The following is a 21,201-nucleotide window of genomic DNA, read 5'->3' as shown; positions in this document are numbered from 1 at the left end:
TGCGCCGCGTTATTCTCGGCGCACTTTGAATCACGGGAAGCCCGAGCCATGGCAGGAAGCAGTTTGCTGGTATTGATCGACGACATCGCTGCGGTGCTCGACGATGTGGCCTTGATGACCAAGATGGCCGCGAAGAAAACCGCGGGCGTGCTGGGGGACGATCTGGCGCTGAATGCCCAGCAAGTCTCCGGGGTGCGCGCCGAGCGGGAAATCCCGGTGGTGTGGGCGGTGGCCAAGGGCTCGTTTGTCAACAAGCTGATCCTGGTGCCTGCGGCCTTGCTGATCAGCGCGTTTGCGCCGTGGGCGGTCACGCCGTTGCTGATGCTGGGCGGCGCGTATCTGTGTTTCGAGGGCTTCGAAAAGCTCGCCCATACCTTCTTGCACAAGCGCACCGAAGAACAGGCACACCTGGTGGAAGCCGTGGCGGACCCGGCCACTGACCTGGTGGCGTTCGAGAAGGACAAGATCAAGGGCGCGATCCGTACCGACTTCATTCTTTCGGCCGAAATCATCGCCATCACCCTCGGCACCGTGGCGGATGCGCCGCTGATGCAGCAAGTGATTGTGCTGTCGGGCATCGCCATCGTCATGACCATCGGCGTCTACGGCCTGGTGGCCGGCATCGTCAAGCTCGATGACCTGGGGCTGTGGCTCACCCAAAAGCCCGGCCAGGCGGCGCGCAGCATTGGCGGGGCGATCCTGCGGGCGGCGCCGTATATGATGAAAAGCCTGTCGGTGATCGGCACGGCAGCGATGTTCATGGTGGGCGGCGGTATCCTGACCCATGGCGTACCGGTGGTGCACCACTGGATCGAGACCGTGAGCCAAAGCACCGGTGGCCTGGCGTGGCTGGTGCCGACGTTGCTCAATGCGGTGGCGGGGATCATTGCCGGGGCCGTGGTGTTGGTGGTTGTCAGCGTGGTGGGCAAGCTCTTGACGCGTGCGAGGGCATAGGCAATTGATCGAGCGACGGCAATTCAGCGGGGGCATGAAAGGCAAGAACCTGCGCTACCTGAATGAAAACCCCGGCGAGGCCCGCCAGACGGTGCGCGTGGGGTTTGTGTTGCTCGAACATTTCTCGCTGCCGGCGTTTACCCAGGCGCTGGATGCGCTGATCACCGCGAACCTGCTGCGGCCGGCGTCGTTTGCCACGTCAACGTTTGGCTTGCAGGAAGGCGAGGTGACCAGCGACCTGGGGTTGGTGATCCGGCCTGATGCGCGGCTTGAGCATTCAGTGCTTAAAGCGCTGGACCTGCTGGTGATCTGCGGTGGCTACCGTACCGAACTGAAGGCCACGGACGAATTCATCCACCTGCTGAAAAGCGCCTCGGAGCATGGCGTGAGCCTGGCCGGGTTGTGGAACGGTGCGTGGTTCCTGGGGCGTGCGGGTTTGCTTGGCGGCTACCGGTGCGCCGTGCACCCGGAACATCGCCCGGCCCTGGCCGAGTTCTGCAAGGCGACGCAGGTCAGCAGCGAGCCGTATGTGATTGATCGCGACCGGCTGACGGCTTCCAGTCCGTCCGGCGCGTTTCATATGGCGCTGGACTGGATCAAGGGTCTGTACGGCAAAGCCTTGGTCGAAGGCATCGAGGACATCCTGGCGTTTGAGGAGTCGCGTTACCGGAGGGTGAAACCGACGGAAAACATCTGCTTGAGCGCACCGCTGCGTGAGGTGGTGAAGCTGATGGACGCCAACCTTGAAGAGCCCCTGGAGCTTGAGCAATTGGCGGTATACGCGGGCCGTTCCCGGCGTCAGTTGGAGCGCTTGTTCAAGGAGCAACTGGGCACCACGCCTCAGCGTTACTACCTGGAACTGCGCATCACCGAGGCCCGCCGGCTGCTGCAACACACCGAGCTGTCCCAGGTGGACGTGCTGGTGGCCTGCGGGTTTGTCTCGCCAAGCCATTTCAGCAAGTGCTACAGCGCGTACTTCGGGTACAGGCCGTCCAAGGAAAAGCGGTTGGTCAAATAGCCGGGAGATTGGCATTCCCGGCAAATATAGATACGATGCTAATCATTAGCTTGCTATCTATGTGCGGGTTTCATGAAATCCTCCACCTTTCAGCTCCCTGATTTCTGGCAAGCGACGCTGACCCCGTCCCGCAACGATCTGCTGTTTGCCCTGCGCAACATGATCGCCGGCGGGGTCGCGTTGTACCTGGCCTTTTGTTTCGACCTGCAGCAACCACAATGGGCGTTGACCACGGTGTTTATCGTGGGCCAGTCCACCAGTGGCATGGTCCTGGCCAAAGGCGCCTATCGGCTGGTGGGCACGTTTGTCGGGGCCATGGTCTCCATCGCGATGATCGGCGTGTTGGGCCAGGCACCGCTGTTGTTCCTGCTGTGCATGGCGCTGTGGCTGGCGTTTTGCACCACGGGCGCATCCTTGCTGCGTAATCACGCGTCCTATGGTTTTGTGCTGGCGGGTTACACCACGGCGATTATTGCGTTGCCCGCTACGGCCGCACCTTTGGGGGTGTTCGATGAGGCGGTGGCGCGCTGCCAGGAGATCAGCCTGGGGATCCTCTGCGCCTCTATCGCCAGCACGATTTTGTGGCCGCGCCGGGTCGAGCAGGTGCTGGCAGTCCAGGCACGCGCCGCGTGGCAGGCCGGGATACGTGCCGCCGCGTCGGAGCTGTTGGGTAACGATCAGCGTAAAGGCCTGCTCGAAGCGTTGAGCCGCCTCGTAGCCGTGGACAGCCAGCGTGACCATGCCTGGTTTGAAGGGCCCAAGGGCCGGCGCCGCTCCCAGGCCTTGCGGGTGCTCAGCCGTGACCTGCTTGGCCTGCTGCGGGCAGCGCGGGGCGTGGCGCGCCAGCGGATGATGCTTGATGAGACGGCCGCCGTGGTGCCATTGATTGAAGCGGTGGCGGGCGCGTTGCAGCAAGAGCGCCTCGAAGACCTGTCCGAACTGTCGCAGCGGCTTGGCCTGGCGTTGCAGGATCCGCGTCTTGGCCAGGAAGCGCACTTTTGCCTGATGCAACTGGCACAGGTGCTGCGCTTGATTGACCTGGGTGCATTGACGCTGGTCGCGGTCGAAGAGGGCAGGGTGCCGCCTGGCGCGCCGGGGGCGATGTCCTGGCACCGAGACATCGAGCAGGGCGTGCTCGGCGGGTTGCGCAGTGCACTGGCTTTTCTGGCGGTTGCGGCGTTCTGGATTTTTACGGCATGGCCTTCTGGGCTGGGCGCGGTGTCTATTTGTGGCGTGGTGTTGAGCCTGTTTGCGGCGCGGGAAAACCCGTCCGCCTCCAGCCTGAATTTCCTCAAGGGCATTGCGCTATCGATCCCCGTGGCCGGGGTTGTGCGCTTTGCGTTGCTGCCGGGGTTCGAGGGTTTTCCGCTGTTGTGCCTGGCGCTGGGTGTGCCGCTGTTCGTGGCGTCGCTGTGCATGAGTCGCCCCACACTGGCGGCCACGGCGTCGGCGTTCTGCATCTTTTTTGTCAACAACGTCGGGCCCAGCAATGTGATGACCTACGACTTCGCCGCGTTTCTCAACAAGGCTATCGCGACGCTGGTGGGCGTGGGCATTGCCGTGGTGGTGTTTCGCCTGATTCAGCTGAATCCCGGCGAGCATCACTATCGGCGGATGTTCAAGACGTCGTTGTTCGACCTGGCGCAACTGACCTCCCGCCCTTTGGAGCAGGCCGAAAGCTGGTTTGGCGGGCGCATGGCGGACCGGCTGATTCGCCTGTCGCGCTACAGCGAAACCTTTCCTGCTGATCGGCGTGCCCACTGGGACAACGGTTTGCTCGGGCTGGATCTGGGGGACGAGTTGTTGGAGCTGCGCGCGTGCCTGGCGGGCAGCCGGGGTGCGTTGGCGAGTGAGCGCGATCGCTATTTGCGGGCGTTGGAGGCGGCGCTGGAAGAGGGCGGCCCGAGCGTGACGAATGAGTCACTGCTGGATGCACCGGGTGCGGCGTTGCTGGAAGTGCTGGAGCCGCCTTCGGGATTGGCGGAGCAGGATCGGGAAATGGCCAGGGCGGCGGTGCTGCAATTGCAGTTTACGTGGCGCAGGTGGTGCAGGCGGGGAGCCGCGTTGTAGGCGCTGGCAAGCCAGCGCCTACACGGGACGTTACTCGGCGATCTGCAACTTGCGCGCTTCGGTGTACACGTAGCGCACCTTTTCGTACTCGAACGGCGAGTTCATCTGACCGTAGCGGAAGCTGGTCTGGTAGCGCTTGTCGACGGCGCGCAGGGCCCAGATTTCCGGGTGGTTTTCGCTGACCTTGGACACGTTCAGGAAGTTGATCTCGGTCTCGGCGCCATAGTCCACCAGCAGGCCGGTGGTGTCCCGCAGGTTCGACGGACCAAACAGCGGCAGCACCAGGTAGGCGCCGCCCGGTACACCGTAGAAGCCCAGGGTCTGGCCGAAGTCTTCGCTCTGGCGCGGCAGGCCCATGGCGGTGGCCGGGTCCCACAGGCCGGCAATGCCGATGGTGGTGTTGAGCAGCAGGCGCCCGGTGGTTTCCAGGGAACGATGGCCCTTGAGTTGCAGCAGGCTGTTCAACAGGTTGGGCACATCCCCCAGGTTGTTGAAGAAGTTGCTGACGCCGGTACGCAGGAAGCTCGGGGTGACGTAGCGGTAACCGTCCACCACCGGCAGGAACACCCACTGGTCGAAGCGGTAGTTGAAGTGGTAGACCCGGCGGTTCCACGACTCCAGCGGGTCGTAGACATTCAGGGCGTTGACCGACGAACGCTCGAACTCACGCTGGTCCAGGCCAGGGTTGAACTTGAGATGGCTCAGGGGCTCCTTGAAGCCGTCGGAGTCCACTACGGTCGGCGTGTGGGCCTTGCTGTTGTCGGCATTGGCCACGCCCGCGCACATCAGGGCGGCGAGCAGCAGAAGATATTTAGCCACGGAAGAACTCCAGCATGGCGTCGGCGTTGACGCGGTAGTTGAGGTTGCCGCAATGGCCGCCCAGGGGGTAGACGGTCAAGCGATCGCCGAAGGTTTTACGCAGGAAGCCAAGGTCGCCAGGGCCCAGGATCACGTCGTCGGCGTTGTGCATGACGGCGATTTTCGGGCTGTCGTGCAGGTAGTCCTTGAGCGCATACAGGCTGACCTGGTCAACCAGTTGCAACAGGCTGCCGCCGTCGGAACGGGCGCGCCACATCGGGATCACCTGTTCGGTGAGGTAGCAGTCGAAGTCACACTGCAGCGCACGCTTGAGGAATGGCGTGAGGCTGGTGCCTTCGCTGATCGGGTACTTGGGCGGGATAATCAGGCCGCGGCGGTTGATCAGGTCCGAGGTGAAGGCAATGTCGGCCGCCGAGAAGCGGAACGAGGTGCCGATCAGCATCGCCATCTGTTCGTTGGTCAGGTGTTCCTTGGAGTTCTGGAAGTCGTAGAGCAGGGCGTCGTTCAGGTCGATGTAGCCCTTTTGCTGGAAGTAGCGGGTCAGTTTGTTCAACACCAGTTCATAGAAGGTGGTGCTGTTGTTGATGCCCTTGACCTCGGTTTGCACCAGCTTGTCGAGGTTGGTGATCGAGGTGTAGAGGTTGACCGGCGGGTTCAGCAGCAGGACTTTCTTGAAGTTGAAGCTGCGACGGGTTTCATCCAGCTTGCTGACGAAGGCTGCGTCGAGGGCGCCCAGGCTGTAGCCGGTGAGGTAGAAGTCGGTCACCGGCAGCGTCGGGTTTTGCGCGCGTACGGCCTGCATCACGCGGTACATGTCTTCGGCGTCTTCCTGGCTGATGCCGGGGGTAGCGAAGCGCGAGGCGGCGGCGATGAAGTCGAAGCTGGTCGGGGACGACAGTTGGACGACGTGGTAACCGGCCTTGTAGTACAGCTTTTTCAGGTATTCGTTGATGGTGCTGTCAAAGCGTGCACCGGTGCCGGCGATCAGGAAGATCAGCGGTGCGGCGCGGTCTTGCTTGGCGATGCGGTAGGTGAGTTTCTTCACCGCCCAGAAGTTGTCGGGCAGGCTGAACTCACGCTCGGGGCGCATCGTCAGGGTGTAGTCGGACTGATTGATTTCATCGTCGGACGGCAACTCCGGCCGCAGGTTGGGCGGGGTGGTCGCGATGGTCGCTTCAAACGGGTTGGTCAAAGGGTAGCCATAGCTGGCCTGGTCAATATCGACCGCCAGTGCTGACGCACTCAGAAAAAGGCTGCCCAACAGGGCCGCACAGCGCAAGGAACGGAGCATGACTAAATCCCTAAGAGGAAAACGTGCTGGGTTGGAGTTCGCAGGCTATGACCACCGCGTTGCTTCCGAAGTGCCAGCCTTCGGCACGAAAAGTCGGAAAAAAACGTGGGAATCGGGGTAATAGTAGCCAGACGATACACTTTGGCACGCATTGACGAACACTTATCTGTTTACAAGCCTTGCCAACGGCTGCCGGGGGATTAAGCTGGGCGCCGTTTTCGCCTATCGGAGTGCCCCATGTCCCGCCGTTTTCCGCTGATCCTGCTGCTTATTGCCCTGCCACTTTGGCTGGCCGCCAGTTATGGCGCGCGTTACGGATTCATGGAGGATGGCCGTTGGGTGGGCATTTGTGCTGACGAAGCCAGCCGCTGGGAATGCCAGGTGCGTTCCAGCCTGGGGTTGATGATTCACTTCAAGGTGATGGGCTGGGCGGCGTTGGTCACTGCGGTGCTGGCGTTTTTTGTGCCGGGCCGGGCAGGGTGGGGGTTGGCAGTGTTGGCGCTGGTGTTCGGGTTTCCGGCGTTGGCGTTGTACAACACGACGTTTGCGGTGTTTGCGGTGGTGATTGCGGGGTTGCGGTTGGTCAGGGCGCCTCGGGCAGCCTGAGAGGGACTCATCGCAGGCAAGCCAGCTCCCACATTTGACCGTGTTCACAGATCCAAATGTGGGAGCGGACTTGCTCGCGAAAGCGGTCTTAAGCCTTGCGCACCCGCAAGCAACGCCACAAGGCTGCAACCATGAGCAGGCTCACCACCGCCCAACCCCACGCCTGCTGGTTCATCAATCCTTCACGGTACAGCTGCGGCGTAATGCCGGCACCGATGATGAACGCCAGCAACGCGATCTCCCGACGCAGCCCGCTTACCGGGCGCACCAGGTACACCAGCGCCGGCAGCACCAGCGCGGCGCTCGGGAAGCTGCGATACCGCGGGTCAAACACCAGGGCCAGCATCATGACAGCCCCGGCAAACCCGGCGATTGCCACCAGCCAGCTGGCGCGCTGCTCGATCCAGTTGAACGCGCGCTCGCGCCAGCCTTCACGTGCACTCAAGGCCAGGGCCGCGTGGGCCAGAACGGCGAGGTTCAAGGCCACCAGCAATCCCGCCCACACCCACTCATCCGTGAAGCGCGCCGTTACCCGGTTCAATTCGGCCCAGGTGCCAATCGAGCAGGCCGCCACCGCACCGAGCAATGGCAACAACAAGGCAGCGCGGGTGGTGCGCACGCGACCGCCCAGCAGCAGCGTGCCCAGCAGGATAATCCCGCCAACCCCCAGCCACAGCGGCCAGTACGGCACGTTGGTCACCGGGCCGGCCAGCACGCCCTTGTCCTGGCGGTCGGCATCAAACAAACCCCAGTAACCGCCTACGGCACCTTCGCTGGCGCGTTTCCACGGCTGGTCAAAGGCTTCGATCAGGTTGTAATGCCAGCCGTTGGCTTCAGCCATGGCCACGAACCCGCGCATGAATTTCGCTTCGTTGACCCGGCTCGGCACCGCGGTTTCCCGCTGCCGGCCTTCGCTCGGCCAGCCGGTCTCGCCGATCATCACGTCCTTGGGGGCGAACTTGTTGCCGAAGGTCTGGCGAACATCGCCCACATGCTTGAGCGCCTGGTCGATGCCCGACGGGTCATCTTCCCAGTAAGGCAACAGGTGGATGGTCAGGAAATCCACCGCCGGGGCGATTTCCGGGTGTTGCAGCCAGAACTCCCACACATCGGCATAGGTGACCGGCTGCTTGATATGGCTTTTGACGTGATGGATCAGCGTCACCAACTGCTTGGCGGTGACTTCCTTGCGCAGCAGGGTTTCGTTACCCACGATTACTGACGTGATGACGTCGGGGTTGGCGTTGGCCGAGGCGATCAGTGCCTCGACTTCCTTGGCGGTGGCCACCGGATCACTGCTGACCCACGCGCCGCTCATCAGCTTCAGGCCGTGTTTGCGCGCCAGTTCCGGCAAGGCTTCAAGGCCGGTCTGGGAGTAGGTGCGGATGCACTCAAAACGGGTGGCCAACAACGCCAGGTCGGCGTCCATGCGCTCGGGGCGCAGTGTGAACGGCTGGTCGAATGGGGATTGGTCTTTGTCGAAGGGCGTGTAGGACGCACATTGCAGCTTGTGGCTGGCACTCGCCACGTCCGGCAGCACCACCGGTTGGCCAAGGCCATACCAGTAGCCGCCGAGGGCCAGCACACCGAGGATCAGGGCAAATAAATAGGGCAGGAGCGGGAAGCGTGCAGTCGCGGGCATGATCAGGCCGTCTGGGGGCAAAGGCGCGCATCTTACCCGGATTTGTGCCGTCCCAGTGGGGCAGCATAATTTTGACATGCAAAGTTCGGGCGGGATCGTCGGTGAATGTCCTACAAATCGTCCTGCTGGCGATGTGATGTCGTTTCTTGCTTACCTGAGGTCGCAGTCAGAGCAGGTCGGTTGCGGCAGCAGGTTGATGATCGAAGTGTCAGCCCTCCACTGATGAGGCACCCACGTGATCGATGCGCGTGAAGGGGGCGCGGTGCACCACATAACAACAGGTTGACGTCGCTCGGCATCCGCCGGGCGCAGCACTTTCGGGGAAGCACTATGAAGATGCGACGACTCTTGGGCGCAGCTGCCACTCTGGTAGTTGCGATGAGCTCCACACTGGCCAGCGCCGACAGCAAAACCCTGAGCATCGGCTATGTGGATGGCTGGTCGGACAGTGTCGCCACCACCCACGTGGCGGCAGAAGTGATCAAGCAGAAGCTCGGTTATGACGTGAAACTGCAAGCGGTCGCCACCGGGATCATGTGGCAAGGCGTGGCCACCGGCAAACTCGACGCCATGCTCTCTGCCTGGCTACCCGTGACCCACGGCGAATACTGGTCCAAGAACAAGGACAAGGTGGTCGACTACGGCCCCAACTTCAAGGACGCCAAGATTGGCCTGATCGTGCCTGAGTACGTGAAAGCCAAATCCATCGAAGACCTCAAGACCGACACCACCTTCAAGAACAAAATCGTCGGCATCGACGCCGGTTCAGGCGTAATGCTCAAGACCGACGAAGCGATCAAGGCCTACGGCCTGGACTACAAGCTGCAAGCCAGTTCGGGCGCGGCGATGATCGCCGAGCTGACCCGTGCCGAAGACAAACAGGAATCCATTGCGGTCACCGGTTGGGTGCCACACTGGATGTTCGCCAAGTGGAAACTGCGTTTCCTGGACGACCCAAAAGGAATTTATGGTGCTGCTGAAACCGTCAACAGCATCGGCAGCAAAGGCCTGGAAAAGAAAGCCCCGGAAGTCGTGGCGTTCCTGAAGAAATTCCAGTGGGCCTCCAAGGATGAAATCGGCGAAGTCATGTTGGCCATTCAAGAGGGCGCCAAGCCTGAAGCCGCGGCCAAGGATTGGGTGGCCAAGCACCCTGAGCGTGTCGCCGAATGGACCGCTAAATAAGCCCCTTGTGGGAGCTGGCTTGCCTGCGATGCAGACGCCTCGGTGCGCCTGATGTATCGAGGTGATCCCATCGCGGGCAAGCCCGGCTCCCACATTATTTCGCCCCAGCAATTATTCCTGCGCCTTCAATATCCCTCGCTACACTCCTTCTACTACTAAGGTCGTCTGGAACCTGTTCCTCAGCCGCATACAGTGGATATGTTCCAATAATAAAAAGCTGTGCTGCGAGGATAAAAACAATGAACGACAGCATTTACCTCTCGATTCAAAACAGCCCGCGCTTCAAGGAGCTGGTAAGAAAAAGGGAAAGATTCGCCTGGATTCTCTCGGCAATCATGCTTGGGCTGTACTCCGCTTTCATTCTTCTGATTGCCTATGGGCCGCAAATACTGGGGGCCAAGATCAGTCCCGGTTCGTCCATCACGTGGGGGATCCCGATCGGGGTCGGGCTGATTGTGTCGGCCTTCATCCTCACCGGCATCTATGTACGACGCGCCAACGGCGAATTCGACGACCTGAACAATGCGATTCTCAAGGAGGCTGCGCAATGATCCGTCGTCTATTGGCTGTACTCGGCGCCTCGGCCTTTGCACCTGCCGTTTGGGCGGCAGATGCGTTGACCGGCGAAGTGCATAAACAACCGCTGAATATCGCAGCGATCCTGATGTTCGTGGCCTTCGTCGGCGCGACCTTGTGCATCACCTACTGGGCGTCCAAGCGCAACAAGTCGGCGGCCGACTACTATGCGGCCGGCGGCAAGATCACCGGGTTCCAGAACGGTTTGGCGATTGCCGGTGACTATATGTCGGCAGCGTCCTTCCTGGGGATTTCCGCGCTGGTGTTCACCTCCGGCTACGACGGCCTGATCTACTCGATCGGCTTCCTGGTGGGCTGGCCGATCATTCTGTTCCTGATCGCCGAGCGCCTGCGGAACCTGGGTAAATATACGTTTGCCGACGTGGCGTCCTACCGCCTAGGGCAAACCCAGATCCGCAGCCTGTCGGCCTGTGGCTCCCTGGTGGTGGTGGCGTTCTACCTGATCGCGCAGATGGTTGGCGCGGGCAAGCTGATCCAGCTGTTGTTCGGCCTTGATTACCACGTAGCGGTGATCCTGGTGGGCATCCTGATGTGCCTCTATGTGTTGTTCGGCGGCATGCTGGCGACCACCTGGGTGCAGATCATCAAGGCAGTGCTGCTGCTGTCCGGTGCCTCGTTCATGGCGCTGATGGTGATGAAACACGTCAACTTCGACTTCAACATGCTGTTTGCCGAGGCGATCAAGGTTCACCCTAAAGGTGAGGCGATCATGAGCCCGGGCGGCCTGGTGAAAGACCCGATTTCGGCGTTCTCCCTTGGCCTGGCACTGATGTTCGGTACCGCCGGCCTGCCGCACATCCTGATGCGCTTCTTCACCGTGAGTGACGCGAAGGAAGCTCGCAAGAGCGTGCTGTATGCCACTGGCTTCATCGGCTACTTCTATATCCTGACCTTCATCATCGGCTTCGGCGCGATCCTGCTGGTCAGCACCAACCCGGCGTTCAAGGATGCTGCAGGTGCCTTGCTCGGCGGTAACAACATGGCGGCGGTGCACCTGGCCAACGCGGTGGGCGGCAGTATCTTCCTGGGCTTCATCTCGGCCGTGGCATTTGCCACCATCCTGGCAGTGGTTGCCGGTTTGACCCTGGCGGGTGCTTCGGCGGTCTCCCATGACCTGTACGCCAGCGTGATCAAGAAAGGCAAGGCCAACGAGAAGGATGAGATTCGTGTATCGAAGATCACCACCATCGCCCTGGCAGTGCTGGCCATTGGTCTGGGTATCCTGTTTGAAAGCCAGAACATCGCGTTCATGGTGGGCCTGGCGTTCTCCATTGCTGCCAGCTGTAACTTCCCGGTGCTGCTGCTTTCCATGTACTGGAAAAACCTCACCACCCGCGGTGCAATGATTGGTGGCTGGCTAGGCTTGATCAGTGCCGTTGGCCTGATGATCCTCGGCCCAACCATCTGGGTCTCGATCCTGCACCATGAGAAGGCGATCTTCCCTTACGAGTACCCGGCGCTGTTCTCGATGATCATTGCGTTCATCGGTATCTGGTTCTTCTCCATCACCGACAAGTCGGCGGCGGCAGAGAAGGAACGTGCGCTGTACTTCCCGCAGTTTGTCCGTTCGCAGACGGGCCTGGGGGCGAGTGGGGCGGTTAGCCATTAAGCTGTAAGCGTTACAAAAAAAGCCCCGGTCGTGAGATCGGGGCTTTTTTTTGCCTTTATTGGTAACGGATACGACAAAACTGTTTCTCAAATCCGGCACAAATAAAAACGGCCTCCCTATCAAAGGAGGCCGTTTTCGGTGTAGCCAAGTAGCAGTCAGCTTACTTGCGGTCTTCCAGCTTGGTGATGTCACGCGACTCGTAGCCGGTGTACAGCTGGCGCGGGCGGCCAATCTTGTACGGGCTGGAGAGCATTTCTTTCCAGTGGGAGATCCAGCCTACGGTGCGCGCCAGGGCGAAGATCACGGTGAACATGCTGGTTGGAATGCCGATCGCCTTGAGGATGATCCCCGAGTAGAAGTCGACGTTCGGGTACAGCGAGCGTTCGATGAAGTACGGGTCGGTCAGGGCGATCTCTTCCAGGCGCATGGCCAGTTCGAGTTGCGGATCGTTCTTGATCCCCAGTTCCTTCAGTACTTCGTCGCAGGTCTTCTTCATCACGGTGGCACGCGGGTCGCGGTTCTTGTAGACCCGGTGACCGAAGCCCATCAACTTGAACGGATCGTTCTTGTCCTTGGCCTTGGCGATGAACTTGTCGATGTTCGAGACATCGCCGATTTCATCAAGCATGGTCAATACGGCTTCGTTCGCACCGCCGTGGGCAGGGCCCCACAGTGCGGCGATACCGGCGGCGATACAGGCGAACGGGTTGGCACCCGAAGAGCCTGCCAGGCGCACGGTGGACGTCGAGGCGTTCTGTTCGTGGTCGGCGTGGAGGATGAAGATCTTGTCCATCGCGGCGGCCAGCACCGGGTTGATCGGTTTGATCTCGCACGGGGTGTTGAACATCATGTGCAGGAAGTTTTCCGCGTACGTCAGGTCGTTGCGCGGGTACATCATGGGTTGGCCCATGGAGTACTTGTAAACCATTGCGGCCAGGGTCGGCATCTTGGCAACCAGGCGGATCGCGGAAATTTCGCGATGCTGCGGGTTATTGATGTCCAGGGAGTCGTGATAGAAGGCCGACAGGGCGCCGACTACACCGCACATGACGGCCATCGGGTGGGCGTCGCGACGGAAGCCGTTGAAGAAGGTCTTCAACTGCTCGTGAACCATGGTGTGGTTCTTCACGGTGCTGACGAACTGGGCCTTTTGCTCAGCTGTTGGCAGTTCGCCATTAAGCAGCAGGTAGCAGGTTTCCAGGTAGTCCGACTGTTCAGCAAGCTGTTCGATCGGGTAGCCGCGGTGCAGCAAGATACCGTTATCACCGTCGATATAGGTGATCTTCGACTCGCATGAGGCGGTCGACATGAAGCCTGGGTCGAATGTAAAACGGCCCGTGGCCGTCAGGCCCCGTACGTCGATAACATCGGGACCAACGGTGCCGGTTAAAATGGGCAGCTCGACGGGGGCTGCGCCCTCGATGATCAACTGCGCTTTTTTGTCAGCCATGTGGCCTCCTATTTATGCTTCAAATCATCAGACAGACCCCCCACGCAGGGCCCGCACCACTATATTGATATAAATCCAGATGTCAATTTGCCTAAAGTCTTGCGCCAGAAGGCTTTAACCGTACTTTTTCCTCGAAATTACCTGCCATTTACGCCTTTTATGCCGCCAGCGCAATGCGCTATTAGGGTGAGGAGTGCGCGTTGTCATTAGTTGCCTAACTGTCTATACTCGGCCTCCGACCGCCAGGGGCTTTTGGGCCCGTTTTGATGGGGGTCGCACTCCCTGGGTGGTGGTTACCTGACCAGTGCACTCCCCAACAACTTTGCCCTGATTGTTAGGGGCTCTTCAGTGTGAAAAAAAGCCGTGAATAGCCAACGACCTGTAAACCTAGACCTAAGGACCATCAAACTCCCCATCACCGGCGTAACGTCGTTCCTGCACCGTGTATCCGGCATCATCCTGTTTCTTGGCCTGGGCATCATGCTTTATGCATTGAGCAAATCCCTGGGTTCGGAAGAAGGGTACGCCGAGGTGAAGGCATGCTTGACCAGTCCGCTGGCCAAATTCGTCGCCTGGGGCCTCCTGTCCGCTCTGCTTTATCACCTCGTGGCCGGTATTCGCCACTTGATCATGGACATGGGTATCGGTGAGACGCTGGAAGGCGGCAAGCTGGGCTCGAAAATCGTCATCGCCATTTCCGTGGTGCTGATCGTTCTGGCGGGAGTTTGGATATGGTAACCAGCGTTACGAACCTGTCGCGTTCGGGCCTCTATGACTGGATGGCGCAACGTGTGTCTGCGGTTGTTCTCGCGGCTTATTTCATTTTCCTGATCGGGTACCTCGCGGCGAACCCTGGCATTGGCTACGCCCAATGGCACGGCCTGTTCGCTCACAACGGGATGCGCATCTTCAGTCTGCTGGCCCTTGTAGCCCTGGGCGCTCACGCCTGGGTTGGCATGTGGACCATCGCGACCGACTACCTGACGCCAATGGCGCTGGGCAAGTCCGCGACAGCAGTACGGTTTCTCTTCCAGGCAGTATGCGGCGTCGCGATGTTCGCTTACTTCGTCTGGGGTGTGCAGATTCTTTGGGGTATCTGATTCATGGCTAACACAGTTAATACGCTTTCATTCGACGCCATTATCATTGGCGGCGGCGGTGCCGGCATGCGCGCTGCGCTGCAGCTGGCCCAGGGCGGTCACAAGACTGCCGTAATCACCAAGGTGTTCCCGACCCGCTCCCACACCGTTTCGGCCCAGGGTGGCATCACGTGCGCCATCGCCTCTGCCGATCCAAACGATGACTGGCGCTGGCACATGTACGATACCGTCAAGGGTTCCGACTATATCGGTGACCAGGACGCTATCGAATACATGTGCTCCGTCGGCCCGGAAGCGGTCTTCGAGCTGGAACACATGGGTCTGCCGTTCTCCCGTACCGAACAGGGCCGCATCTACCAGCGTCCGTTCGGCGGTCAGTCGAAAGACTTCGGTAAAGGTGGCCAGGCCGCCCGTACCTGCGCCGCAGCCGACCGTACCGGTCACGCGCTGTTGCACACCCTGTACCAGGCCAACCTGAAGGCCGGCACCGTATTCCTCAACGAATACTACGGCGTCGACCTGGTGAAGAACGAAGACGGTGCCTTTGTAGGCATGATCGTTATCTGCATCGAAACCGGCGAAACCTCTTACGTGCGGGCTAACGCCACCGTATTGGCGACCGGCGGTGCAGGCCGTATCTACTCTTCTACTACCAACGCCCTGATCAACACCGGTGACGGTATCGGCATGGCCCTGCGTGCAGGCGTCCCGGTACAGGACATCGAAATGTGGCAGTTCCACCCGACCGGCATCGCCGGCGCCGGTGTACTGGTTACAGAAGGTTGCCGTGGTGAAGGTGGTTACCTGATCAACAAGAACGGCGAGCGTTTCATGGAGCGTTATGCTCCGAACGCCAAAGACCTTGCCGGTCGTGACGTTGTAGCCCGTTCCATGGTTAAAGAGATCATCGCCGGTAACGGCTGTGGTCCTGATGGCGACCACGTAATGCTGAAGCTCGATCACCTCGGTGAAGAAGTTCTGCACAGCCGTCTGCCAGGCATCATGGAGCTGTCCAAGACCTTTGCTCACGTTGACCCGGCTGTTGCGCCGATCCCGGTTGTTCCAACTTGCCACTATATGATGGGCGGCGTTGCCACCAACATTCATGGCCAGGCGATCACCCAGGACGCCGACGGCGTTGACCAGATCATCCCTGGTCTGTTCGCGGTCGGTGAAGTGGCCTGCGTATCGGTTCACGGTGCCAACCGCCTGGGCGGTAACTCGCTGCTCGACCTGGTGGTATTCGGTCGCGCTGCCGGCCTGTTCCTTGAGCAGACCCTGAAGGAAGGCGTTGATTACGCTCGTCCACGCCAGTCCGACATCGACGCTGCCCTGGCACGTCTGGATGGCCTGAACTCGCGTACCGAAGGCGAAGACGTCGCTTCCCTGCGTAAAGAGCTGCAAAGCTGCATGCAGAACTACTTCGGTGTGTTCCGTACCGGCGAATACATGCAGAAGGGTATTGCCCAGCTGGCCGACCTGCGCAAGCGCATCGCCAACGTCAAGATCAACGATAAGAGCCAGGCGTTCAACACCGCTCGTATCGAAGCCCTTGAGCTGCAAAACCTGCTGGAAGTGGCTGAAGCGACCGCGATTGCTGCCGAGGTTCGTAAAGAATCCCGTGGTGCTCACGCTCGTGAAGACTATGAAGACCGCGACGACGAAAACTGGTTGTGCCACACCCTGTACTTCCCGGGTGACAAGCGCGTAACCAAGCGTGCCGTGAACTTCTCGCCGAAGACGGTTCCGACGTTTGAACCGAAGATTCGGACTTACTAAGGGTGGCTGCCATGTTGAAAGTCAGTGTTTATCGCTACAACCCTGATCAGGACGCCGCGCCGTTCATGCAGGAATTCCAGGTCGATACCGGTGGTAAAGACCTGATGGTGCTGGACGTACTGGCCCTGGTTAAAGAGCAGGACGAAGGTTTCTCCTATCGTCGCTCTTGCCGTGAAGGTGTCTGCGGTTCCGACGGCATGAACATCAACGGCAAAAACGGCCTGGCGTGCATCACGCCGCTGTCTGCCGTGGTTAAAGGCAACAAGCTGATCGTTCGTCCACTGCCAGGTTTGCCGGTTATCCGTGACCTGGTCGTCGATATGAGCATCTTCTACAAGCAATACGAAAAGGTTAAGCCATTCCTGCAGAACGACACGCCGGCTCCGGCCATCGAACGTCTGCAGACCCCGGAAGAGCGCGAGAAGCTGGACGGTCTGTACGAGTGCATCCTGTGCGCTTGCTGCTCGACTTCCTGCCCGTCCTTCTGGTGGAACCCGGACAAGTTCCTGGGCCCGGCTGCCCTGCTGCAAGCGTACCGCTTCCTGGCAGACAGCCGTGATACCAAGACTGCCGAGCGTCTGGCTTCGCTGGATGACCCGTTCAGCGTATTCCGCTGCCGCGGGATCATGAACTGCGTCAACGTATGTCCCAAAGGCCTGAACCCGACTAAGGCCATTGGTCACGTACGTAGCATGCTGCTGCAAAGCGGCGTGTAACCGACGTTGTAGTAAAAGCAGGACCGTTGTGCCCGTAGATGCTACGGCGCAGGCTTCAACCGGCGCCGTAGTTTTAACTTGAGCAGCGACTTACAAAGCCGCGGCTCTTATTTTGAAGAAATGAGACAAGCAGGGGCATTCGGGTTGGTACCCGAACTATCAGCGTGATCCTAAGTGGCTTGTTTTGGTCGCTGCACTTGGCCTTTTGCAAGCAAACTCGGTGTTTTCGCCGGTGGTGTCCCCAAATCGAGGGTGACCAAGCATGCAAGAAAGCGTGATGCAGCGCATGTGGAACAGCGGCTATCTTTCAGGTGGTAACGCTGCCTATGTGGAAGAGCTTTATGAGCTCTACCTGCACGACCCTAACGCTGTGCCAGAAGAATGGCGCACCAAATTTCAGACGTTGTCTTCAGACGGCAACGCTGCCACCGATGTATCGCACGCAACAATTCGCGATCAGTTCGTGCTGCTGGCAAAGAACCAGCGCCGCGCCCAGCCGGTTTCCGCCGGAAGCGTGAGCAGTGAGCACGAGAAGAAGCAAGTTGAAGTACTGCGACTGATCCAGGCCTACCGTATGCGTGGCCACCAGGCAGCCCAGCTTGACCCGCTGGGGCTGTGGCAGCGTCCTGCACCTGCAGACCTGTCGATCAATCATTACGGCTTGACCAATGCCGATCTTGATACGACCTTCCGTGCCGGCGACCTGTTCATCGGCAAAGAGGAAGCGAGCCTACGCGAAATTCACGAAGCGTTGCAGCAGACATATTGCCGCACCATCGGTGCCGAATTTACGCACATCACTGATTCCGAGCAGCGCCACTGGTTCCAGCACCGTCTTGAAGGCGTGCGTGGCCGTCCAGTGCTGTCTGCGGACGTCAAGAGCCACTTGCTCGAGCGCGTCACCGCAGCGGAAGGCCTGGAAAAATACCTGGGTACCAAATACCCGGGCACCAAGCGTTTCGGCCTGGAAGGCGGCGAAAGCCTGATTCCGATGCTCGACGAGCTGATCCAGCGTTCCGGCTCCTACGGTACCAAGGAAATCGTGATCGGCATGGCCCACCGTGGCCGTTTGAACGTGCTGGTGAACACCTTCGGCAAGAACCCGCGCGAGCTGTTCGACGAGTTCGAAGGCAAGAAAAAGGTTGAGCTGGGTTCCGGTGACGTTAAATACCACCAGGGCTTCTCGTCCAACGTAATGACCACCGGCGGTGAAGTTCACCTGGCCATGGCGTTCAACCCATCCCACCTGGAAATCGTTTCTCCAGTGGTCGAGGGGTCTGTACGTGCTCGCCAGGATCGTCGTAACGACTCCACCGGTGAGAAGGTCCTGCCGATTTCCATCCACGGTGACGCGGCATTCGCCGGTCAAGGCGTGGTCCTGGAAACGTTCCAGATGTCGCAGACCCGCGGCTTCAAGACGGGCGGTACCGTTCACATCGTCATCAACAACCAGGTGGGCTTCACCATCAGCAACCCGCTGGACGCACGCTCTACCGAGTACGCGACCGACGTGGCCAAGATGATCCAGGCGCCGATCCTCCATGTGAATGGTGATGATCCGGAAGCCGTGTTGTTCGTGACCCAACTGGCCATTGATTACCGCATGCAGTTCAAGCGTGACGTGGTCATCGACCTGGTCTGCTACCGCCGTCGCGGTCACAACGAAGCGGATGAGCCTAGCGGCACCCAACCGTTGATGTACCAGCAAATCACCAAGCAGCGCACCACCCGTGAGCTGTACGCCGACAGCCTGATCAAGGCCGGCGTAGTGGACGATGCACGTGTTCAGGCGAAGATCGATGAATACCGCAACGCGCTGGACAACGGTCTGCACGTTGTAAAAAGCCTGGTCAAAGAGCCGAACAAAGAGCTGTTCGTTGACTGGCGTCCGTACCTGGGCCACGCCTGGACGGCGCGTCATGACACCTCGTTCGATCTGAAAACCCTGCAGGAGCTGTCTGCCAAGCTGCTGGAAATTCCAGACGGTTTCGTCGTACAGCGCCAGGTTGCGAAGATCTACGAAGACCGTCAGAAGATGCAAGCCGGCGGCCTGCCGATCAACTGGGGTTACGCCGAAACCATGGCGTACGCGACCCTGGCGTTCGAAGGTCACCCGATCCGCATGACCGGCCAGGACATCGGCCGTGGTACGTTCTCGCACCGTCACGCTGTGCTGCACAACCAGAAAGACGCGGGCACCTACATCCCGTTGCAGAACCTGTACGAAGGCCAGCCACGTTTCGACCTGTACGATTCGTTCCTGTCCGAAGAGGCCGTACTGGCGTTCGAATACGGTTACTCGACCACCACGCCTCAGGCATTGGTGATCTGGGAAGCCCAGTTCGGCGACTTTGCCAACGGTGCCCAGGTGGTTATCGACCAGTTCATCACCAGCGGCGAGCACAAGTGGGGCCGTCTGTGCGGTCTGACCATGCTGCTGCCACACGGTTATGAAGGTCAGGGTCCGGAGCACTCCTCGGCCCGTCTGGAGCGTTACCTGCAATTGTGCGCCGAGCACAACATCCAGGTGTGCGTGCCGACTACCCCGGCCCAGATCTACCACTTGCTGCGTCGCCAGGTGATCCGCCCGCTGCGCAAGCCGCTGGTGGTGCTGACGCCGAAATCGCTGTTGCGTCATAAATTGGCCATCTCGACCCTGGAAGATCTGGCTGATGGTTCGTTCCAGACCGTTATTCCAGAAATCGACACCCTCGACGCCGCCAAGGTCACTCGCCTGATCCTGTGCAGCGGCAAGGTCTATTACGACTTGCTGGAAAAACGCCGTGCCGAAGGCCGCGAAGACATCGCCATCGTGCGGATCGAGCAGCTTTACCCGTTCCCGGAAGACGACCTGATGGAGGCCATCGCGCCTTACACCAACCTCACCAACGTGGTGTGGTGTCAGGAAGAACCGATGAACCAGGGCGCTTGGTACAGCAGCCAGCATCACCTGCGTCGCAGCATCGGCAACCACAAACAGGCACTGGGCCTGGAGTATGCCGGTCGTGATGCTTCTGCTGCACCTGCTTGTGGTTATGCATCGATGCACGCCGAGCAGCAGGAAAAACTGCTGCAAGATGCTTTCACTGTTTAACGCCTTCGCGCTGACTGAAACCGAATTTTAAGGACCCACAGATAATGGCTATCGAAATCAAAGCCCCGTCATTCCCGGAATCGGTTGCCGATGGCACCGTTGCCACCTGGCACAAGAAACCAGGCGAGGCCGTCAAGCGTGACGATCTGATCGTCGACATCGAGACCGACAAAGTCGTTCTGGAAGTGTTGGCTGAAGCTGACGGCGTGCTGGGCGCAATCGTTGCCGAAGAAGGCGCTACCGTTCTGTCGAACCAGGTACTGGGCTCGATCGAAGAGGGCGGTGCTGCTGCCGCTGCTCCCGCTCCTGCCGCTGCTGCACCGGCCGCTGCCGCAGCTCCAGCTGCTGCACCGGCTGCAGGCGCTGAAGATCCAATCGCTGCACCGGCTGCGCGTCAGCTGGCTGACGAGAACGGCATCAACCTGGCTTCCATCAAAGGCACCGGCAAAGACGGCCGTGTGACCAAGGAAGACGTGGTTGCCGCAGTTGAAGCCAAGAAAAACGCTCCGGCTGCCGCACCTGCCAAGGCTGCTGCCCCGGCTGCCGCTGCGCCTGTGTTCGCCGCTGGCGACCGCACCGAGAAGCGCGTACCGATGACCCGCGTACGTGCCACCGTGGCCAAGCGCCTGGTTGAAGCACAGTCGAACATGGCGATGCTGACCACTTTCAACGAAGTCGACATGACCGAAGTCATGGCCCTGCGTTCGAAGTACAAGGATCTCTTCGAGAAGAGCCACAACGGCGTACGTTTGGGCTTCATGTCGTTCTTCGTGAAAGCCGCCACCGAAGCGCTGAAACGCTTCCCGGCAGTCAACGCTTCCATCGACGGCGGCGACATCGTTTACCACGGCTACGCTGACGTCGGCGTTGCCGTATCCAGCGACCGTGGCCTGGTAGTACCGGTTCTGCGTAACGCCGAACTGATGAGCCTGGCTGAAATCGAAGGCGGCATCGCCAACTTCGGCAAGAAAGCCCGTGACGGCAAACTGACCATCGACGAGATGACCGGTGGTACCTTCACCATCACCAACGGTGGTACTTTCGGTTCGATGATGTCGACTCCGATCGTCAACCCGCCACAAGCTGCGATCCTGGGCATGCACAACATTCTGCAGCGTCCTATGGCGATCAACGGCCAAGTGGTTATCCGCCCGATGATGTACCTGGCGCTGTCCTACGATCACCGCCTGATCGATGGTAAAGAAGCCGTGACTTTCCTGGTGACCATCAAGAACCTGCTGGAAGACCCGGCTCGTCTGCTGCTGGATATCTGA

At 59.9% G+C, this 21,201-nt stretch carries 17 protein-coding genes; 13 read left to right on the top strand and 4 right to left on the bottom strand.

Annotated elements, in window-relative coordinates:
* Positions 1–48: 48 nt before the first annotated feature.
* The 3 genes from HKK54_RS00940 to HKK54_RS00930 all read left to right on the top strand — a co-directional run bounded on the left by HKK54_RS00940 (position 49) and on the right by HKK54_RS00930 (position 4,042).
* On the top strand, positions 49–954 hold the full coding sequence (locus HKK54_RS00940; RefSeq protein WP_169385920.1) for a DUF808 domain-containing protein: 906 nt from the start codon (positions 49–51) through the stop codon (positions 952–954).
* Positions 955–988: 34 nt separating this feature from the next.
* Positions 989–1,972 (top strand): GlxA family transcriptional regulator, encoded by a 984-nt coding sequence (locus tag HKK54_RS00935; RefSeq protein WP_169385919.1) that lies wholly within the window; start codon positions 989–991, stop codon positions 1,970–1,972.
* 72 nt (positions 1,973–2,044) lie between these two features.
* Positions 2,045–4,042 carry an FUSC family protein gene (locus tag HKK54_RS00930; protein ID WP_169385918.1) on the top strand — a complete coding sequence of 666 codons (1,998 nt, stop codon included), beginning with the start codon at positions 2,045–2,047 and terminating at the stop codon, positions 4,040–4,042.
* Positions 4,043–4,072: 30 nt separating this feature from the next.
* Here the strand turns inward: HKK54_RS00930 and HKK54_RS00925 are convergent, their stop codons facing one another.
* Both HKK54_RS00925 and HKK54_RS00920 read right to left on the bottom strand, forming a co-directional pair.
* Positions 4,073–4,861: an MlaA family lipoprotein gene (locus tag HKK54_RS00925; RefSeq protein ID WP_003210582.1), complete on the bottom strand. Its 789-nt coding sequence runs from the start codon at positions 4,859–4,861 to the stop codon at positions 4,073–4,075.
* Positions 4,854–6,152, bottom strand: a complete 1,299-nt coding sequence (locus HKK54_RS00920) for a serine protein kinase PrkA (RefSeq protein WP_010166231.1) — start codon at positions 6,150–6,152, stop codon at positions 4,854–4,856. Before HKK54_RS00920 ends, HKK54_RS00925 begins: the two co-directional genes overlap by 8 nt.
* Positions 6,153–6,389: 237 nt before the next feature.
* Here HKK54_RS00920 and HKK54_RS00915 point away from each other — a divergent pair, with 237 nt between their 5' ends.
* Positions 6,390–6,758: a hypothetical protein gene (locus HKK54_RS00915; RefSeq protein WP_169385917.1), complete on the top strand. Its 369-nt coding sequence runs from the start codon at positions 6,390–6,392 to the stop codon at positions 6,756–6,758.
* A gap of 88 nt (positions 6,759–6,846) precedes the next feature.
* Here HKK54_RS00915 and HKK54_RS00910 read toward each other — a convergent pair whose 3' ends face one another.
* Entirely contained in the window at positions 6,847–8,400 is a 1,554-nt protein-coding gene (locus HKK54_RS00910; protein ID WP_169385916.1) for a glycoside hydrolase family 17 protein, read from the bottom strand.
* A 330-nt stretch (positions 8,401–8,730) separates the two neighbouring features.
* On the opposite strand from HKK54_RS00910, the gene HKK54_RS00905 reads away from it, so the two are divergent.
* The 3 genes from HKK54_RS00905 to HKK54_RS00895 all read left to right on the top strand — a co-directional run bounded on the left by HKK54_RS00905 (position 8,731) and on the right by HKK54_RS00895 (position 11,788).
* On the top strand, positions 8,731–9,582 hold the full coding sequence (locus HKK54_RS00905; protein WP_169385915.1) for a glycine betaine ABC transporter substrate-binding protein: 852 nt from the start codon (positions 8,731–8,733) through the stop codon (positions 9,580–9,582).
* 239 nt (positions 9,583–9,821) lie between these two features.
* On the top strand, positions 9,822–10,133 hold the full coding sequence (locus tag HKK54_RS00900) for a DUF485 domain-containing protein (protein ID WP_010166239.1): 312 nt from the start codon (positions 9,822–9,824) through the stop codon (positions 10,131–10,133).
* Positions 10,130–11,788, top strand: a complete 1,659-nt coding sequence (locus HKK54_RS00895; RefSeq protein ID WP_003210576.1) for a cation acetate symporter — start codon at positions 10,130–10,132, stop codon at positions 11,786–11,788. Before HKK54_RS00900 ends, HKK54_RS00895 begins: the two co-directional genes overlap by 4 nt.
* A 160-nt stretch (positions 11,789–11,948) precedes the next feature.
* Here the strand turns inward: HKK54_RS00895 and gltA are convergent, their stop codons facing one another.
* Positions 11,949–13,238 (bottom strand): citrate synthase, encoded by a 1,290-nt coding sequence (gene gltA / locus HKK54_RS00890; RefSeq protein WP_169385914.1) that lies wholly within the window; start codon positions 13,236–13,238, stop codon positions 11,949–11,951.
* A 363-nt stretch (positions 13,239–13,601) separates the two neighbouring features.
* Between gltA and sdhC the strand changes: the two genes are divergently transcribed.
* The 6 genes from sdhC to odhB all read left to right on the top strand — a co-directional run bounded on the left by sdhC (position 13,602) and on the right by odhB (position 21,201).
* Entirely contained in the window at positions 13,602–13,976 is a 375-nt protein-coding gene (gene sdhC, locus HKK54_RS00885; RefSeq protein WP_008433998.1) for a succinate dehydrogenase, cytochrome b556 subunit, read from the top strand.
* A complete protein-coding gene (gene sdhD / locus HKK54_RS00880; protein WP_003210573.1) occupies positions 13,970–14,338 on the top strand; it encodes a succinate dehydrogenase, hydrophobic membrane anchor protein in 369 nt (122 codons plus the stop codon). Before sdhC ends, sdhD begins: the two co-directional genes overlap by 7 nt.
* Before the next feature lie 3 nt (positions 14,339–14,341).
* Positions 14,342–16,117 (top strand): succinate dehydrogenase flavoprotein subunit, encoded by a 1,776-nt coding sequence (sdhA, locus tag HKK54_RS00875; RefSeq protein WP_010166248.1) that lies wholly within the window; start codon positions 14,342–14,344, stop codon positions 16,115–16,117.
* An 11-nt stretch (positions 16,118–16,128) separates the two neighbouring features.
* Positions 16,129–16,833: a succinate dehydrogenase iron-sulfur subunit gene (locus HKK54_RS00870; RefSeq protein WP_010166250.1), complete on the top strand. Its 705-nt coding sequence runs from the start codon at positions 16,129–16,131 to the stop codon at positions 16,831–16,833.
* A 262-nt stretch (positions 16,834–17,095) separates the two neighbouring features.
* Entirely contained in the window at positions 17,096–19,927 is a 2,832-nt protein-coding gene (locus tag HKK54_RS00865) for a 2-oxoglutarate dehydrogenase E1 component (protein WP_010166252.1), read from the top strand.
* 44 nt (positions 19,928–19,971) lie between these two features.
* Entirely contained in the window at positions 19,972–21,201 is a 1,230-nt protein-coding gene (odhB, locus tag HKK54_RS00860; protein ID WP_010166254.1) for a 2-oxoglutarate dehydrogenase complex dihydrolipoyllysine-residue succinyltransferase, read from the top strand.

This window comes from Pseudomonas sp. ADAK13 (genome assembly GCF_012935715.1).
GTDB lineage: Bacteria > Pseudomonadota > Gammaproteobacteria > Pseudomonadales > Pseudomonadaceae > Aquipseudomonas.
This window is presented reverse-complemented; position numbering and strand designations above follow the sequence as displayed.

Bases quoted from the DNA above. Each gene is read 5' to 3' on its own strand.
- HKK54_RS00940 (WP_169385920.1), top strand. From the start codon at position 49: ATGGCAGGAAGCAGTTTGCTGGTATTGATCGACGACATCGCTGCGGTG.
- HKK54_RS00935 (WP_169385919.1), top strand. From the start codon at position 989: ATGAAAGGCAAGAACCTGCGCTACCTGAATGAAAACCCCGGCGAGGCC.
- HKK54_RS00930 (WP_169385918.1), top strand. From the start codon at position 2,045: ATGAAATCCTCCACCTTTCAGCTCCCTGATTTCTGGCAAGCGACGCTG.
- HKK54_RS00920 (WP_010166231.1), bottom strand. From the start codon at position 6,152: ATGCTCCGTTCCTTGCGCTGTGCGGCCCTGTTGGGCAGCCTTTTTCTG.
- HKK54_RS00915 (WP_169385917.1), top strand. From the start codon at position 6,390: ATGTCCCGCCGTTTTCCGCTGATCCTGCTGCTTATTGCCCTGCCACTT.
- HKK54_RS00910 (WP_169385916.1), bottom strand. From the start codon at position 8,400: ATGCCCGCGACTGCACGCTTCCCGCTCCTGCCCTATTTATTTGCCCTG.
- HKK54_RS00905 (WP_169385915.1), top strand. From the start codon at position 8,731: ATGAAGATGCGACGACTCTTGGGCGCAGCTGCCACTCTGGTAGTTGCG.
- HKK54_RS00900 (WP_010166239.1), top strand. From the start codon at position 9,822: ATGAACGACAGCATTTACCTCTCGATTCAAAACAGCCCGCGCTTCAAG.
- HKK54_RS00895 (WP_003210576.1), top strand. From the start codon at position 10,130: ATGATCCGTCGTCTATTGGCTGTACTCGGCGCCTCGGCCTTTGCACCT.
- gltA (WP_169385914.1), bottom strand. From the start codon at position 13,238: ATGGCTGACAAAAAAGCGCAGTTGATCATCGAGGGCGCAGCCCCCGTC.
- sdhD (WP_003210573.1), top strand. From the start codon at position 13,970: ATGGTAACCAGCGTTACGAACCTGTCGCGTTCGGGCCTCTATGACTGG.
- sdhA (WP_010166248.1), top strand. From the start codon at position 14,342: ATGGCTAACACAGTTAATACGCTTTCATTCGACGCCATTATCATTGGC.
- HKK54_RS00870 (WP_010166250.1), top strand. From the start codon at position 16,129: ATGTTGAAAGTCAGTGTTTATCGCTACAACCCTGATCAGGACGCCGCG.
- HKK54_RS00865 (WP_010166252.1), top strand. From the start codon at position 17,096: ATGCAAGAAAGCGTGATGCAGCGCATGTGGAACAGCGGCTATCTTTCA.
- odhB (WP_010166254.1), top strand. From the start codon at position 19,972: ATGGCTATCGAAATCAAAGCCCCGTCATTCCCGGAATCGGTTGCCGAT.